Origin of the sequence: Nocardioides sp. NPDC006303, from assembly GCF_040613175.1 — a bacterium.
In the GTDB taxonomy this organism is placed as follows: Bacteria; Actinomycetota; Actinomycetes; order Propionibacteriales; family Nocardioidaceae; genus Nocardioides.
In genome coordinates this window covers 101,052-116,744 of the sequence record NZ_JBEXRR010000014.1, presented here as the reverse complement: position 1 = coordinate 116,744, position 15,693 = coordinate 101,052, and the positions used below count along the sequence as shown (strand labels likewise).

Below are 15,693 nucleotides of genomic sequence, written 5' to 3'. Positions count from 1 at the left end.
CCCCATGAGCACCGGATCCGACATCTCGATCCACGCCCTGGTCGAGCTGGGACGTTGGCACCAGGCCCTCCCGCTGATCGAGGCGCAGCTCGGGCAGCGGCCGCAGGACGTCGGGCTCCTCACACTGTTGGCGCAGTGCCTCATCGGGCTCGAGGACTACCGCGGTGCCCTGAGGGTTGCCAACCAGCTGGTGAGCACCGCACAGGATGCCGAGTGGGGATATCGCATCCGCGCGATCGCCTTCGACCACCTCGGCGGGCACGCGGAGGCGATCAGCGCGGCGACCGAGGCCGTCCGGCTCGCACCGGACAACTGGCGGACGCATGACACCTACGCCCAGGTCGCGTTCGACCTGCCCGAGACGTTCGAAGATGCGGCCCACTACCGATACGACGCCCACCGTGCGGCGCACGAGGCCGTACGTCTCGCGCCGAACGAACCGGACGCACACGTCACCTTGGGCCTCGTGTCGCAGAAACGCGGCCAGCGCGCGGTCGCCCGGAAGGCCTACGAGACCGCGCTCGCCCTAGATCCTGAGCACGCACCGGCACGCAACAACCTCACGACCACGACCAACCTGCTACGCCTCAGCACGTCTGTCACCGGGTATGCACAGGCCCTCCGTCATGCCCCCGATCTCGAAGTCGCCAAGCAGAACGTCGATACGCTGGCCCAACTGTTCAGGCTGCCTCTGCTGGCCGTCTCGGTGACCTGCTTCGTGCCCGGATACCTGCTCGTCCTCTCCACTGACGGCCCGTCGGTCCGGTCGGCTCTGGTCGGTGTCGGGATGATCGCGACCATCGCCGCGTATGTCACCTACTTCTTTCACCGCATCCCGCGCTCCATCCGCGGCTACTTCGCCCGCCAGCTCGTCACCGCCGAGCAGCTCGGGCGCGCGGCGCTGTGGATCTGGGCTCCGATCGCGACCGTCGCGGTCTGCTTCCTCCCCGTCGGCGACGACCTTGCGAGCGCCGCGGCACTCGGGATGATGTTCCTCGGGATGTGGACCGGCATGCGCATCCTCGTGCTGGCATCTGAGTAACGGGCATGCGACTCGTTCCTTGCAGGTGGTATCAATCTGCACATGCCCGACCCACTGATCGACAGCCTGCTTCGCGCCGTTGCGGCGTCGCCCGACGATGCCACCCTACGGCTGCACCTGGCGCAGCTGCTCGTCGATGCCAGTCGGGGCGCGGAGGCGATCGAGCATGCGGCGACGGTTCTTCAGCAGGACCCGGGATCCGCACAGGCTCGGGAGCTGATGGCACAGGCGCTCAACCCACCACCGACCTCGACAAGCCCTGCCCAACCCAGTGCCCCGGAGCGGTTTGATTGGAACGCCGCGGCAGAGGATCTCGGTGATGTCGTGCCACCGATGTTCGCGACATCGTCGGTCGTGGAGTCGGAGGTTCCAGCGTACGACGTCGAGCGCTCCCGGATGACCCTTGCCGACGTGGGTGGGATGAAGGAGGTGAAGAAGCGACTCAACGCTGCGTTCCTGGCGCCGATGCGCAACGAGAAGCTGCGGACGATGTATCAGAAGTCCCTCCGTGGCGGTCTGCTTCTCTACGGTCCTCCGGGATGCGGCAAGACCTTCATCGCCCGAGCCCTGGCCGGCGAGCTGGGCGCTCAGTTCATCTCGGTCTCGATCGCCGACGTGCTGGACATGTATATCGGCAACTCCGAGAAGAACGTCCACGAGCTCTTCGAAACGGCGCGCGCCTCTGCCCCATGCGTGGTCTTCCTAGACGAGGTCGACGCCATCGGGCACAAGCGGAGCCGGCTCAACTCCGACGGGATGCGTACCGCCGTCAACCAGTTGCTGACCGAGCTCGACGGCGTCCAGGCCAGCAATGAAGGTGTCTTCGTACTCGCTGCTACGAATGCTCCTTGGGACGTCGACCCTGCCTTGCGGAGGCCAGGACGCTTCGACCGTACGTTGTTGGTGCTCCCGCCGGACCTGGAGGCACGTACCGCGATCTGGCAACTGCACCTCACTGAGCGTCCGGTGGCGGGGATCGACCTCAAGCGCCTTGCCAAGGCGACCGACGGCTACACCGGCGCCGACATCGCCCATGCCTGCAACAGCGCTGCCGAGATCGCGCTGATGGAGGCCGCGGAGACGGGCGACGTCCGGATGATCTCTCAGGCCGACATCGAGGCCGCGCTCAAGGACATCCGGCCGTCGGTCGGGCCGTGGTTCGAAACCGCCCGCAACATCGTGATGTTCGCAAACGAGGACGGTTCGTACGACGAACTGGCGAGATACATGCGGAAGAACCGCCGGCTGTGACCGACGACGTGCACGACATCCGGCGGGTCGGCGCTCGGATCGAGTCGCTGCTCGAACTGCGCCGCTGGAACGAGGCCCGCCCGCTCGTCGAGACGCTGTTGGCGCAGCGACCCGATGAGGCGGGCCTGCACGCCCTGCGGGCTCAGTGCCTGCTCGGCCAGGGCGACCACGCCGCTGCGCTCGAGGCTGCGAACCGGGTCATCGCCCTCGCCCCGGAGGACGAGTGGGGCCACCGCCTCTGCGCCCTCGTGCTCGGCGAGATGGACCTGGACCAGGAAGCGGTCCGCGCGGCCGACGAGGCGGTCCGGCTGGCGCCCGACGAGTGGCGGACCCACAAGGTATTCGCCGAGGCGGCAATGGACGTGCCAGAGCGCTCACTCGACGCACTGCGCGCGGCCCACGAGGCTGTGCGCCTCGCCCCGAACGAAGCCGTCAGCCACACGACGCTCGGGATCGTGGCTCAGTCACGCAACGACTACACGACGGCGAAGGCTGCGTACGAGCGGGCGCTCGCCATCGATCCCGACCAGTCCGCGGCACTCAACAACCTCACCGTGCTGCAGGGCACCATCAACCTCAGGCGCGCCGTTCGCGGCCTGGCGCAGTCGCTGCGCAGCGACCCGCACTCCGAGATAGCCCGCCGCAATCTCGACCGCCTGGCGATGGCCTTCCCTCTGCGGCTCTACGCGGCCTCGGTGATGGCACTCCTCGCTGGGCTGCTGATCGTGCGCATCTCCGGCGGCCCGAACCCGGCGAGCTGGGCGGTCGCGCTTCTGCTCCTCGGTGGGATCAGCGCATATGCCGTCCTGACCGCGCACATTGTCCCCCGATCGGTGCGCGGCTACTTCGGTCGCCGGCTCGTCGGCTCCTTCGGCGCCTGGTGGAACTGGTTCGTCTGCCTCGCAGGCGTCGCGATCGCCGTGTGCACCTGCCTGCTTCCCCACGGTGAGGTGATCGGCATGATCGCGCTGCGGCCGATCTTGTTCGGTGCGGTGATCACGGGGGTGATGTTCGTGGTGAACCGCTCGCGCGCCTGACTCTGCTCGTGCTCGGGACCGCGCCCACCCTGGGGAGGGGTGTCCGAAACCGAAGCGCCTCGAGTCGGCTCGTCATAACGAGCCGACTCGACGTCAGTTGGCGCCGACTTGGCTGGCTTCTGCCGCGGCGCCCAGCTCGGCGAGGGTCTGTCGGAGGCGGTCGAGGAGGGAGTCGACGGACGCTGCCGCCACCACGGTGTCGGGGTAGCGGACGCGGACGGCGAGGCCGGTGTGGGTGCGGGAGAACCAGATCTGCACGTCGTCGGCCAGGGTCGAGGCGGAGATGTGCTGGGCGTCGCGGTCGAGGTGGGCCGAGCCGCCGGGGACATGGCGGTAGTCGACCCAGGAGACGACGAAGACGTCGTTGCGGGTCTGCACCAGCGGCTCGGTGAGCGAGCCGAGGACCTGGTCGAGCGGCACCGACCCGAGGCGTACGCCATGACGGACCGCGTCGCCGGCCTCGGCCAGGCCCAGATCGGTGAGCGAGGCAGGGACGGTGAGCGGGACGGTGGTGGTGTACCAACCGATCGAGCGGGCCAGCGGTTCTGCAGAGCGGGTGGAGACCGGCGCCATCGTCTCCAGCCGGTCACCGCCGCCGAGGTCGGAGATCGCGGTGGCGAGGGCCGCGAGCACCGCGGCGTACGTCGAGGCACCGCTGTTGCGGGCGCGGGCGCCGATACGGTCCATCAGGTCGGCGTCGGCCAGCCGGACCACGGCAGTGGCCTGAGCGGCCCGCTCCCCCGGCTCGAGGCCGAGCGGCAGCGGGAAGGTCGGCAGTTGGTGGCCGCGGCTGCCGAGGAACTCACCCCAACCGCGCAGCAGCGGGTCGTCGGCGCCGACCCAGGCGGGGCCGTCGGCTCCCTGCGCGACGGCTTCCAGGAACGACCTCACCGGCGGCAGCGACGGCTCGTCGCCGCCCTCGGTGAAGGTGGCGTAGAGGTCGGCGAGCTCCTCCACCGCGACCGCGACCGAGTGGGCGTCGCAGTGCAGGTGGTCCATGCCGAGGACGATCGTGGAGCGGTCGGGCCGGGAGATCGCGGCCGGCAGGAAGGCCGGGTAGGCGAACGGCCGGCACCGCTCGTCGAGGGCGGCGTGCAGCGCAGCGCGGGTCTCCTCGACAGTGCTGGTGTGGCCCACGGAGGTCACCGACCAGGTCAGGGTGCCGGGGTGGTGCCGGCGGGCCTGTAGCCCCTCGGACCCGGCGACGACCTCGAGCTGCAGGCTGCCGTGGCGGGCGAGGAAGGCCCGCCAGGTGCGAGACAGCGCGACCGGCTCGATGGGGCCGTCGACGTCGAAGGCGGCGGCCAGCCAGACGGTCGGCGCTCCGGCCATCGCGCCGGCGAGGTGGTTGCGCTGGTTGAGCGAGAGCTCGGCGGGCACACCGTGGGCGGGAGCGGAGAGGTCCCAGCGGAGCAGCGTGCCCGGCCGGGGCTCCCACAGGTCAGCGGTCGTGACCAGCATGTCCGGTCCCGATGATCTGGTCCGCGTCGACAGAGCGCACCGGCAGGCCGAGGTCGGCGAGCACATCGTGGAGCGCCTCGAAGAAGGTCGCCACCGCCCGTCCGCCCTGCTCGGTGTCGGGGCTCTGGGTGGCCAGCTCGAAGCGGTCGGCGAAGCGGTTGACCCACAGGCTCGCGTTGGCGGTACGCCCCTCGCCGGTGAAGTGCAGACCGGTGTCGAACGGGGTGGTCCCGGCGCCGGGGAACTTGCGTACGTCGAGGTAGGAGACCATCTGGGGGCTGGCCAGCTCGGTCGGCGCGAGCACCCCGCCGGCGACCATCGCGCCCAGCGCGACGTGGACCGGGGTGCGGGCCAGCTCGCGGGCGGTGCCGAAGGCCTTCTCCGCCGCGAGCACGGTCTCGGCGAAGGTCTCCCCCAGCGGCATCGAGACGGGGGCGAAGTTGCAGAACCAGCCGTGCGACATCGCGGTCTGCTGCGACCGAGTGCCCAGCACCGTGATCCCCAGGTAGTCCGAGCTGCCGGTCAGGCGCTGCTCGACGTGAGCCAGGAGCGCGAAGACGCCGCTGGTGAACCGGCCGCCGGCGGCGCGGCAGAGCTCCTCGAGCGAATCCACCGCCTCACCTTCGAGCGCGGTCCACGACCGGATCCGGACCGGCGCGGTCTCGCCCGGGGCCAGCCCGAGGTCGACCGGGAACCGCGGCAGCCTGCCGCCGTGGCGCGAGACGATGTCGGCCCACTCGCGCACCGCCGGCGTCTCCGCGTCGCACTCGGCGGCGAGCTGCTGCTCGGCGGCTGCGTACGTCACGAAGCTGTCGGCCTCCGGCAGGTCCGGCGACGGGGCTCCCAGGGCCGCGGCATAGGCCGCGCCGAGCTCGGCGGGGACCATCAGCTGCGAGGCGCCGTCGGTGAAGGCGTGGTCGCAGCCCCAGAAGTAGGTGAAGCCCTCCTCGCGCACGATCGCGCCGAGCAGGAACGGCGTCCAGGAGTCGGGGCGGCACTGCTCGTCCCACAGGCTGACGAGCAGGTCCTGCCAGCCTCCGGACCAGTCGGCCGGCGCCTCGACCTCGACGGCCTCGAACGCGATCGCCTCGACGGGCACGAGGTGTCGCACCGGCGTGGCGCCGGAGAGGTCGAACCAGGTGCGCAGCCCCTCGTGACGACCGACGAACGAGGTCAGCGCCTCGGTGTAGGCCGCCTCGTCGAAGGCCACGTCGAACTCGCCGCAGGTCCCGGTCCAGGCCCGGTGCACTCCGCCGGAGGCGACCTTGGCGCGGTAGGCGTTGAGATGGTCGGCCTGCAGGAAGGAGGGGGCTCCGGGAGAGACCGGCGCGGCGTCGGCCGCGGCCCGGCACTCCGCCGTCGGGCGCAGCACGACCACCCGGCCCGGAGCCGGCGAGAGCCCTGCGAGCGCCCCGATCCTCATGCCGCCGCCTCCGTCGAGGAGAACAAAGAATACGGACCCGGCGGCATGAGCCCGATTGTCGTTCGCTGACGCTCACTCATGCGGTGCCCTCCAGCTCGGCGGTCTCGGGCTGCGCGATCTCCTCCAGGAGCCCGCTCATCCCGCCGATCAGGTCGCGCACGACCCGTTCGGCGGCGACGGTCTCGGGGTAGCGCGTCGAGATGTTGAGACCGTCCCGGTCACGCACGAGCCACAGGTAGACCTCGTCGTCGGCGCGGACCGGGGCCCGCAGCGTACGGGCGTCCCACTCGTTCCAGCGCTCGGCGCCGGCGATGAAGCGGGTGTCGACGAAGGTGACCACGAAGTGCGGCGCGTCGTCGACACCGAGCAGGTCCGCGACCCGCGCGAACGGCTGCGGGACCAGCGGCTTCGCCGCGGCGAGCGCGGCCTGGACACGGCCGGCGACCTCGGGCAGCGTGGTCGCGCCGGTGATGTCGAGGGTGATCGGGACGAGGCCGACGTACCAGCCGACCGCGGCGGCGTGCTCGGCGGTGTAGCGGGTGTGCATCGGCGCCACGAAACGCATCCGCTCCACGCCGTGCTGGGCCCGCAGGACGTACGCCATCGCGCCCATCATCCCGGCCTGGAAGGAGACACCGGCGCCCTTGCACAGCTCGCCCAGGGCGCGGGCCTGGCGGGGGTCGCCGAGCCACTGCGACAGGCTGGCCTGCGTCAGCGGCGACGCCGAGGCGGGTACGTCGGTGATGCCCGTGACCGGGAAGTCGGCGAACCGCAGGCTGCCGTCGGGACCGGTCAGCCAGTCGCGCCAGACCCGCACCGACTCGCTCTCCAGCGACATCGCCTCGCCGGTGACCCGCTCCTCGGCAGCATGGTCGACATGGCTGCCGGTGGTGGCCACGGACAGCTCCGCGAACAGCTCGCCGGCCAGCGCCCGCTCGTACAGCGAGGCGATCTCCTCGAACCAGAGCAGCTGGGAGTAGGCGTCCATGACGCCGTGGTCGGCACCGAAGACCAGAGTGAAGCCGTCGGCGTCGGCCACCGTCGCGAAGACGACGTAGGGCCAGGCCGACGGGTCGATGTGATCGGCGAGGAAGTCCGAGAGGCAGCCCCGGGCGTCCTCGCCGTCGAACCGGCCCAGAACGGTGGTGGTCACGGACACGTCAGCAGCGGCGACCGCACGACGGCGCCGGCCGGCGGCCGTCTCCTCGACGGTCCCGCGCAGCGCCTCGTGACGCCCGATCCAGGCGCGGAGCGCGAGGCCGAGCGCCTCGGTGTCGAGCTGCCCGTGCAACCGCATGATCGAGCCGATCCAGGAGCCGGCCTCGGCGGTGTCGAGGTGCAGCTCGTGGTTGTGGGACAGTCGGCGGTCGTCGTCGGCCCAGGCGCTCGGCTCCGCAGCGGGGATCCACGCGGTCACCTCGCCCGGGGGTACGTCGTACGCGGACAGCTCGGTGTACTCCATCGGAGGTGGAGTTCCTCTCTGAGGTGGGGGGCTCGTTGCGGCAAAACGTCATCTCGGGGACCGGAACGAACCTCAAGAACGCCGTAGCCCGAGAAGGCGACCCGCCTGGGACGACAGCGATGTCGTCCACGTCGCGGCCTATTGTGCACACAGGTCCGCACCCGAATTCGACCGCCCCCGGACGTGGGAATCGCCACACTTCTTTATTGCCCCCGGGGGTTTACATGACGTATCGACTCCGATTGACTCCTCCCCCTGCGCGCGCTATCGCTGTGTGATCTCGCCGGGCCTCTGCCCGGCCGCCCGCCAATCTCGAGGACTCCCCCATGCCCGTTGCCACCCGTGCACCGATCGACAACTCCGGCCGCCTGCAGTTCGCCGACGACCTCTTCGCCCGCCGTCATCGCGGTCTCGGAAGTCCGATCGCCAACCAGTGGATCTGGCGGCTCAACAGTCCCTACGACGCCGACCGGCTGCGCTACATCGCGGCCGGCCTGGCCGAGGGCGGGCTGTCGCGGAAGCTGCACCGGGCGAGGTTCCCCGGGGCCCGCGACCTGTGGACCAACGCCGACCGCGAGCCGTCGCTCGAGCTCTACGAGGAGATCCTCCCCGTCGCCGAGATCACCGACTGGCTCCAGGAGCGTCACAGCGACCACCTCGACCCGCACGAGGGCCTGACCTACCGGCTCACGGCCATCAACCTCGACGACGGCACCTCGGTCGTCTCGATGCTGCTCGCCCACGCGGTCGGCGACGGTGGCTCTGTCCTCGACGCCGTGTCCCGGGCCTCCCGCGGCGAGCCGCTGCGGCTGCCGCCCGCTCCCGCCAAGGGCTGGGATCGCCTCCGCGCCGAGGCCGCCGACAGTCGCGCCCAGTGGCGTGCCGTCCGCGACTGGACCAAGGCTCGCCGTCAGGCGAAGAAGGACGGCACCGCGGCCCTGGCCACCAAGGCGCCCCGCGTCTACCCCGAGGCCAGCCCGAACCCGACACCCGAGGCTTGGCGGATGCCGCGGATGATCTCCGAGTTCGACACCGAGACGATGACGAAGATCGCCGCCGAGCACGGCGGTTCGACCAACGCCTGGTTCATCAACGTGGTCGCCGACCTGCTCGTCCGCATCGACCACGTGCCGGTCGACCGGGGCGACGTCCCGGTCTCGCTGCCGATGAGCGACTTCCAGCCCGGGGACGTACGTTCCAACTCGACCAGGGTGGCCATGGTCGAGGTGCCCCGTGACGTGCTCGACAAGCGCGATCTCGCCGAGATCAAGAAGCTCTCCAAGGCGGCCTACATCCGCCTCGGCCAGGCCGGCCCGGGGCTGGTCCCGGTGCCGCTGGCGATGATGCAGATGCTGCCCGACGCCGTGCTCGACAAGCTCCCCCAGCCGCCGGCCGCGGCGTGCATGGCCTCCAACCTGCCTCAGCTCCCCGACGACTACCGCTACGCGATGGGTGAGGACGTGCGCCTCGTGGCCGGCCTCGCCGGCTACCAGAACGCGACCGCCCAGGACGCCTACGACGTCGGCGGCGGGATCATCTCCTGGCTGATCCAGTCGGGGCCGCGTACGACGCTCAACCTGGTCGCTGCCGAGCCCGACCGCGTGCCCGACCTGGACTTCCTGAAGAGACTGGTCGTCGAGGAGCTCGGCTCGTGGGGTCTGACCGTCGAGGTGTGGTGACGTGCCCGCCCCCGAGATGCTGCCCTCGCTTCCGCCCGCGAGCCTCGGCGCCCGCCCGGCACCGTTCGCTCCCGAGCCCACCAACCGGCTGACGTACGACGACGAGGTCTTCCTCCGCTCCGCGACCGTGATCGGCGTCCCGGTCGTGGGCCAGACCGCCTGGCGGTTCCCCACCGAGATCCCGGTCGAGGCGGTCCAGGACCTGGTCGACGAGCTGGCCAAGGGCCCGCTCAACCGCCTCGTCGTACGTCCCACGGTCGTCGGCGCGCGCTCCCGCTGGGTGCCGGCGAAGACCGCCGAGCCGGTCCGCCTGCACCCCGACCGGATCAAGCCGGACCAGGTGGTCGGCTGGCTCGACAGCACCGCCGACGAGGTGCCGTTCGACCCGGTGAAGGGCCCGCTGTGGGCGTTCTTCATGTCCCACACCACCGACGGCGGCACGGTCGTGGCCTACAACGCCTCCCACATCGTCTGCGATGGCGGGATGAAGCTCGGCGCCGTGATCGCGGCGGTACGCCGCCAGCACCTGCCGCGGCTCCCCGCCTCCGAAGCGGAGCCGGAGGTCACCCGCAAGGACGACTGGCGCGACGCGCGCACGATGGCGCGCGCCGCCGTACGCGGCCTGCGGGAAGCCCGGAAGGCCGGGAAGCTCCCCGTGCTGGAGGCCCAGTCCTCCGAGAAGCGGCCGCTGCCCGACCCGCGGGCCGACGACGATGTCGTCCACGAGGTCGCTTTCGCCGGTGCCGACTGCCCCGTCGAGGAGTGGAACGCGGCCGCGGAGCGGGCCCGTGGCACCTCCAACGCGCTGCAGGTCGCGATCTCGGTCGAGGTGCTCCTCGAGGCCGGGATCGTACGCCCCGGCGAGCCGGTCAAGATGTCGCTGCCCGTCTCGCTGCGCGGCGAGGGCGACCTGCGCTCCAACGCCACCTCGGGCGTCTCGATCGCGGTCGAGACCGAGCTGCGCGACGGCGTCGGCCGGGTCACCGACCTGGCTCACATCCGGGAGCGGTCGAAGAGGGAGTTCTCCGCGCTCTTCAAGGGCACCCGCCCCGACCCGATCGCCCACATCGCGCCGCTGGCCCAGATGATCCCGGACAAGCTCGCGAAGCCGCTGCTCAAGGGGGTCGTCACGCCGCTCGGTCTAGCGTCCAACCTGGGCCGTCCCGACCCCGACTTCGTGGCGCCGTTCGGCGTCGCAGCCGACTCGATCGTCTTCCGCGCCCTGGCGCTCGGCGCGACCCGCGGCGAGCTGCGCCGGATGCGCGGCGGGGTGACGTCGTGGTGGTGCGAGGTGGGTGACACTGGTCGAAGCGGAGCCCGAGACGGTGGAGTCTGCAGCTTCGGCGTCCGCGCACTAGACCCCGACGCGGTCCCCGACTCCGAACGGCTGAAGGAGATCGTGACCACCGTCTACGGACGCTGGGGCCTGGTGCCGACCTTCTGGTGAGAGGATGCCTTCATGACGATCGACGTACTCGGTGAGCCCTACACCGTGGAGACCATCGAGCTCGCGGACGACTTCGAGGGCACGGTCGTGGCCACGCTGGTCAAGCGGCCGGCCGACGGCGACGCCAAGGGTGCCGTCCTCTACGTCCACGGCTTCTCCGACTACTTCTTCCAGAAGGAGTACGCCGAGTGGTGGACCGCCCGCGGCTACGACTTCTACGGCCTGGACCTGCGCAAGTACGGTCGCTCGCTGCTGGAGCACCAGTCGGGGACGTACGTCGGTGACCTCGTCGAGTACTTCGACGAGATCGACGCCGCCTGGGAGCGGATCACCGAGCGCGACGGGCACTCCCACATCATGCTCAGCGCCCACTCCACCGGCGGCCTCACGGTCTCGCTGTGGGCCGACGACCGCCAGCCCGACGCGCTGGCCGGGATGGTGCTCAACTCGCCGTGGCTCGACCTGCAGGGATCGTTCCTGCTGCGCTCGGTCGCCAGCCCGGTCGTGCGCCGGGTCGGCCACCGGGCCCCGATGCGTGAGCTCGGCCGCGACGTCAGCGGCTTCTACACCATGTCGCTCCACGTCGAGCACGACGGCGAGTGGGAGTTCGACCTCGGGCTCAAGCCGGTCGGCTCCTACCCGATCCGGCTCGGCTGGCTCAAGGCGATCCGCGACGGCCACGCCCGGCTCCACCGCGGTCTGAACGTGAAGGCTCCAGTGCTGGTGCTCTCCTCCGACCGCTCCAGCAAGCCGAAGGCGATGGGCGAGATCGTCCACTCGACCGACATCGTGCTCGACGTACGCCAGATCCGGCGCTGGTCGACCGCCATCGGCAGCCACGTCACCTACATCGCGGTCCCCGGGGCGAAGCACGACGTGATCCTGTCGCGTCCCGAGGTCCGCAAGCAGGCCTACGCCGAGATCGAGCGGTGGCTGGCGGCGTACGGCGTCTGAGCCCGGCTGAGCCCGGCTGAGCCGGGTCAGTCGAGGGTCGTCTTCGGGCCCTTGAACCACCTGCGCGCCGACAGCCTCCACCACAGGCCGAGGACAACCAGCGAACCGACCGTGAGGATCGGCGCGTAGTTGACCGACGCCCAGGAGAAGTCGTCGCTGGTGATCCAGCCGGACGGCACGAACGGCAGGACGAAGTAGACCGAGATGATCGCGATCTCGGCGACCGCGACCAGGTTGAGCCACTTGTAGTGGCGGCCGAGGGTCCACTGCCCGGTCTCGAAGGAGTCCCCGGCCCGCCAGCGCAGGAAGATCGGGATGGCGAAGGCGAGGTAGAGGCCGATCACCGCGACCGAGGTGATCGCGTAGAAGGCCAGCGGGATGCCGCCAACTCCCCACAGCGCCGGGAGCGTGATGACCGCGCCGACGACCGCCACCAGGAGCACCGCGTTCACCGGGACCTTCCTGGTCGGGCTGACCTTCGCCCACAGCGAGGAGCCGGGCACAGCGCCGTCGCGGGCGAAGGCGTACGTCATCCGGGAGGCGCTGGTGAGACAGGCGGTGGCGCAGAAGAGCTGCCCGGCGGTGGAGATCAGCAGCACCACGAAGTGCCAGGAGGTGGGCAGCGCCTGGCCGAAGATCACGTCGACCGCGCCACCGCCCGCGCTCACGCCCTCGGGGTCCTGAACCGCGAAGAGGAAGGCCAGCAGCAGGACGTACCCGCCGACCGCGGAGTAGAAGATCGAGCGCCAGATGCCCTTCGCGGCGCCGTCGGCGGCGCCCTGGGTCTCCTCGGAGAGGTGGGCGGAGGCGTCGAACCCGGTGATCGTGTACTGCGTCAGCAGGAACCCGAGCGGGAGCACCAGGAACCAGTACTTCGCGTCGGCGTAGCCGGAGTTGTTGATCCGCTCCGTGAAGACGTAGGCGAAGCTCTGGTGGTCGTCCGGGACGATGATGAGCACCAGGACCACGATTGCGGCGCCGGCGACGTGCCACCACACGGAGATGTTGTTGATGACGGCCAGCAGGTGGCTGGAGTAGATGTTGGCGAGCGCGGCCAGCACCAGGATGGCCAGGAAGATCAGGTAGACCCGGCCCAGGGAGTAGCCCTCGGCCCAGCTCTCGCTCAGAGTCGAGAGGGTGAGGTCGAGGAAGGTGGCAGCGCCGTACGCGACGCTCGCGGTGACCGCGAGCAGGCCGATCAGGTTGAGCCACCCGGTGAAGAAGCCGGCCGCCGGGCCGCCGAGCTTGGCCGCCCACCAGTAGATGCCGCCCGAGGTCGGGTACGCCGAGACCAGCTCGGACATGGTGAACCCGATGATCAGGATGAGGCCGGCGATGATCGGCCAGCCCCACGAGATGGCCACCGGTCCGCCGTTGTTCCAGGCCTGGCCGAACGTGGTGAAGCATCCGGCCAGAATCGAGATGATCGAGAACGAGATGGCGAAGTTCGAGAACCCCGACCAGGTGCGGGACAGCTCCTGCTTGTAGCCGAGACGGGCGAGATGTGCTTCGTCGTCGAGCTGGGTCGGCTCGACGGTTTCAGGTGCCTCGGACATGGCACGCCTCCGGATTCCGTGGGGGTGGATGTGCCTGAGGCTAGAAACGGTCCGTGGCGGTCGTGGTCGCGCCAGGTAACGGCGCTGTGAAAGATCCGTCCTTGAGCGCCACCCCGGTCGCGCCGAGCGCCCGGGCTCCGGCGACCAGGCTCGCGATGGTGCGCGCGGCGGTCGCATGGTCCAGGCCGTGGGGTGGACGGATGTTGGAGACGCAGTTGCGCGCCGAGTCGACGACGCCCGGCCGTGGGTCCCAGGTGAGGTAGGCGCCAAGCGAGTCGCTGGACGACAGCCCCGGCCGCTCCCCGATCAGCACCAGGACCAGCCGCGCGCCCAGGGCCTGACCGATGTGGTCGCCCAGCGCCACTCGGGCCTGGGTCGCGACCACCGGCGCGGCGACGGTCGTGGCGCTGTCGAGGAGCGGGACCAGGTACTCCAGGAGCGGCACCGCGTGCTTCGCCACCGCCTCGGCGGAGAGGCCGTCGGCGACGACGACCGCGACCTCGGCCTCGCCAGGCTCGAGGTCCAGGTCGGTGCCGGGCACCCGTCCGAGGTCCGGCCGGGTCAGGTAGGTGGCCCGGTCCGGAGCCGCGGAGGCGACCACGCGCGGCGTACCCAGTCCCAGGCCGTCGAGCGCCTCGACGAGCGCTTCGACGTCGAGCGGGAGATGGACCGCGTCGCGAGCCGCGGCATGGGCGGCGCCGAAGGAGAGGACCTCGGCGGTCGGGACTGAGTTGCCGGCCCGGCCGAGCCCGATCCGCGCCGGCGTGGACCGGCGCAACGGCTCCCAAAAATCGCTCATCGTGCCAGCTCCTTCAGCACCGTGGCAGCCGGATCGATGTCGCGTACGGAACCGTCCGGGTCGAGCAGGCCTGCCGAGGCCAGCCACTCCTCGAGCTCCGGCGCTGGCCGTTTGCCGAGGACCTGGCGGGCGTAGAGGGCGTCGTGGAAGGAGGTCGACTGGTAGCCGAGCATGACGTCGTCGGCGCCCGGAACGGCCATGACGTACGTGCAGCCGGCGACGCCGAGCAGGGTGAGCAGGTTGTCCATGTCGTCGGAGTCGGCCTCGGCATGGTTGGTGTAGCAGACGTCGACACCCATCGGCACGCCCAGCACCTTGCCGCAGAAGTGGTCCTCGAGCCCGGCGCGGATGATCTGCTTGCCGTCGTAGAGGTACTCGGGTCCAATGAAGCCGACCACCGTGTTGACCAGGAACGGCTTGAACGCCCGCGCCACCCCGTACGCCCTGGACTCCAGGGTCTGCTGGTCGACCGGTCTGCCGCCGCTGCCGAGGTGAGCACCGGTGGAGAGCGCCGAGCCCTGGCCGGTCTCGAAGTACATCACCTCGTTCCCCACGGTGCCGCGAGCCAGCGACCGGGCAGCCTCGTCGGCCTCCGCCAGCATCGCCAGGGTCACCCCGAACCCCTCGTTCGCGCCCTGGGTGCCGCCGATCGACTGGAACGGCAGGTCGACCGGCAGCCCCGCCTCGATCAGGTCGATCGTGGTGGTGACGTGGGTCAGGACACAGCTCTGCGTCGGGATCTCGTAGCGGAGGCGTACGTCATCGACGAGCCGGAGCAGGTCGGCGACCGTACGCGGGTTGTCGGAGGCCGGGTTGATGCCGATCAGCGCGTCCCCCGACCCTAGGAGCAGGCCGTCCAGGATCGAGGCCGCGATGGCGCCCGGGTCGTCGGTGGGGTGATTGGGCTGCAGCCGGGTCGCCAGCCGTCCCCGCAGGCCCATCGTCGTGCGGAAGCCGGTCACCACCTCGGTAGCCGCGGCCACCGCGATCAGGTCCTGGTTGCGCATGATCTTGGAGACCCCCGCCACCATCTCGGGGGTCAGCCCCGGCGCGACGGCGGTCAGCGCGGCGGTGTCACGCCGCGCGGCGGCGTCGAGCAGCCACTCCCGGAGAGCCCCCACGGTCAAGCCGCTGACCTGCGCGAACGCGTCCTCGTCATGCGTCTCCAGGATCAGCCGGGTGACGTCGTCGGACTCGGCCGGAACCACCTGCTCCTCGAGAAAGACGCTCAGCGGCAGGTCGGCGAGCACCATCCGCGCCGCGACCCGCTCGGTGTCGGACCGCGCGGCGCATCCAGCCAGGACATCGCCGGAGCTCAGCGGCGACGCCCGCGCCAGCACCTCCACCAGACCGTCGAACTCGAAGCCGTGCCCGTGGAGACTCTGCCGGTATCGCATGAGATCAACGGTAGAGCCGCAATATTTCCAAGGTGTGAGGCTCAGGCACCGGCGCAGCACAGCGGACCACAGCGCCAGAACAACACACGAACCAGCCAGACACAGTCGATCCAGAACTCGTTTTCAATCGGTTGGCGCGCCACCCCGGTGAACAGAAGGCAAAGACAGTGCGCGTTAGGGTGCTG

Annotated in this window: 12 protein-coding genes; 6 read left to right on the top strand and 6 right to left on the bottom strand. The window is 70.4% G+C overall.

What is annotated here, in order from left to right; genetic code table 11:
- Positions 1-4 precede the first annotated feature (4 nt).
- From ABZY89_RS13400 to ABZY89_RS13390, 3 genes are read left to right on the top strand one after another with little or no spacing between them, the layout of a single operon-like run.
- The gene (locus ABZY89_RS13400; protein WP_355227808.1) at positions 5-1,042 is read left to right on the top strand and encodes a tetratricopeptide repeat protein; all 1,038 of its coding nucleotides are present in this window, start codon (positions 5-7) and stop codon (positions 1,040-1,042) included.
- A gap of 42 nt (positions 1,043-1,084) precedes the next feature.
- Positions 1,085-2,293, top strand: a complete 1,209-nt coding sequence (locus ABZY89_RS13395; RefSeq protein ID WP_355227807.1) for an AAA family ATPase — start codon at positions 1,085-1,087, stop codon at positions 2,291-2,293.
- Positions 2,290-3,330, top strand: coding sequence for a tetratricopeptide repeat protein (locus ABZY89_RS13390; protein ID WP_355227805.1), 1,041 nt, complete (start codon positions 2,290-2,292; stop codon positions 3,328-3,330). The genes ABZY89_RS13395 and ABZY89_RS13390 overlap by 4 nt, the downstream gene beginning before the upstream one ends.
- Before the next feature lie 93 nt (positions 3,331-3,423).
- Here the strand turns inward: ABZY89_RS13390 and ABZY89_RS13385 are convergent, their stop codons facing one another.
- The 3 genes from ABZY89_RS13385 to ABZY89_RS13375 form a co-directional block, all read right to left on the bottom strand.
- Positions 3,424-4,791, bottom strand: coding sequence for a condensation domain-containing protein (locus ABZY89_RS13385; RefSeq protein ID WP_355227803.1), 1,368 nt, complete (start codon positions 4,789-4,791; stop codon positions 3,424-3,426).
- On the bottom strand, positions 4,772-6,214 hold the full coding sequence (locus ABZY89_RS13380; RefSeq protein WP_355227801.1) for a condensation domain-containing protein: 1,443 nt from the start codon (positions 6,212-6,214) through the stop codon (positions 4,772-4,774). Before ABZY89_RS13380 ends, ABZY89_RS13385 begins: the two co-directional genes overlap by 20 nt.
- Positions 6,215-6,290: 76 nt before the next feature.
- Positions 6,291-7,676, bottom strand: a complete 1,386-nt coding sequence (locus tag ABZY89_RS13375; RefSeq protein ID WP_355227799.1) for a condensation domain-containing protein — start codon at positions 7,674-7,676, stop codon at positions 6,291-6,293.
- Between the two features lie 326 nt (positions 7,677-8,002).
- Between ABZY89_RS13375 and ABZY89_RS13370 the strand changes: the two genes are divergently transcribed.
- Genes ABZY89_RS13370 through ABZY89_RS13360 form a run of 3 tightly spaced genes read left to right on the top strand, consistent with a single transcriptional unit; the run spans position 8,003 to position 11,756 of the window.
- Positions 8,003-9,355, top strand: a complete 1,353-nt coding sequence (locus ABZY89_RS13370) for a hypothetical protein (protein ID WP_355227797.1) — start codon at positions 8,003-8,005, stop codon at positions 9,353-9,355.
- A 1-nt stretch (position 9,356) separates the two neighbouring features.
- The gene (locus ABZY89_RS13365) at positions 9,357-10,802 is read left to right on the top strand and encodes a hypothetical protein (RefSeq protein ID WP_355227795.1); all 1,446 of its coding nucleotides are present in this window, start codon (positions 9,357-9,359) and stop codon (positions 10,800-10,802) included.
- A 12-nt stretch (positions 10,803-10,814) separates the two neighbouring features.
- Positions 10,815-11,756, top strand: coding sequence for an alpha/beta hydrolase (locus ABZY89_RS13360; protein ID WP_355227793.1), 942 nt, complete (start codon positions 10,815-10,817; stop codon positions 11,754-11,756).
- Between the two features lie 26 nt (positions 11,757-11,782).
- Here the strand turns inward: ABZY89_RS13360 and ABZY89_RS13355 are convergent, their stop codons facing one another.
- The 3 genes from ABZY89_RS13355 to ABZY89_RS13345 are packed head-to-tail and all read right to left on the bottom strand — an operon-like array spanning position 11,783 to position 15,508.
- Positions 11,783-13,312, bottom strand: coding sequence for an amino acid permease (locus ABZY89_RS13355; RefSeq protein ID WP_355227791.1), 1,530 nt, complete (start codon positions 13,310-13,312; stop codon positions 11,783-11,785).
- Positions 13,313-13,352: 40 nt separating this feature from the next.
- On the bottom strand, positions 13,353-14,111 hold the full coding sequence (eutC, locus tag ABZY89_RS13350) for an ethanolamine ammonia-lyase subunit EutC (RefSeq protein ID WP_355227789.1): 759 nt from the start codon (positions 14,109-14,111) through the stop codon (positions 13,353-13,355).
- Complete coding sequence (locus ABZY89_RS13345) at positions 14,108-15,508, bottom strand: ethanolamine ammonia-lyase subunit EutB (protein ID WP_355227787.1); 1,401 nt, start codon at positions 15,506-15,508, stop codon at positions 14,108-14,110. Before ABZY89_RS13345 ends, eutC begins: the two co-directional genes overlap by 4 nt.
- Positions 15,509-15,693: the final 185 nt, after the last annotated feature.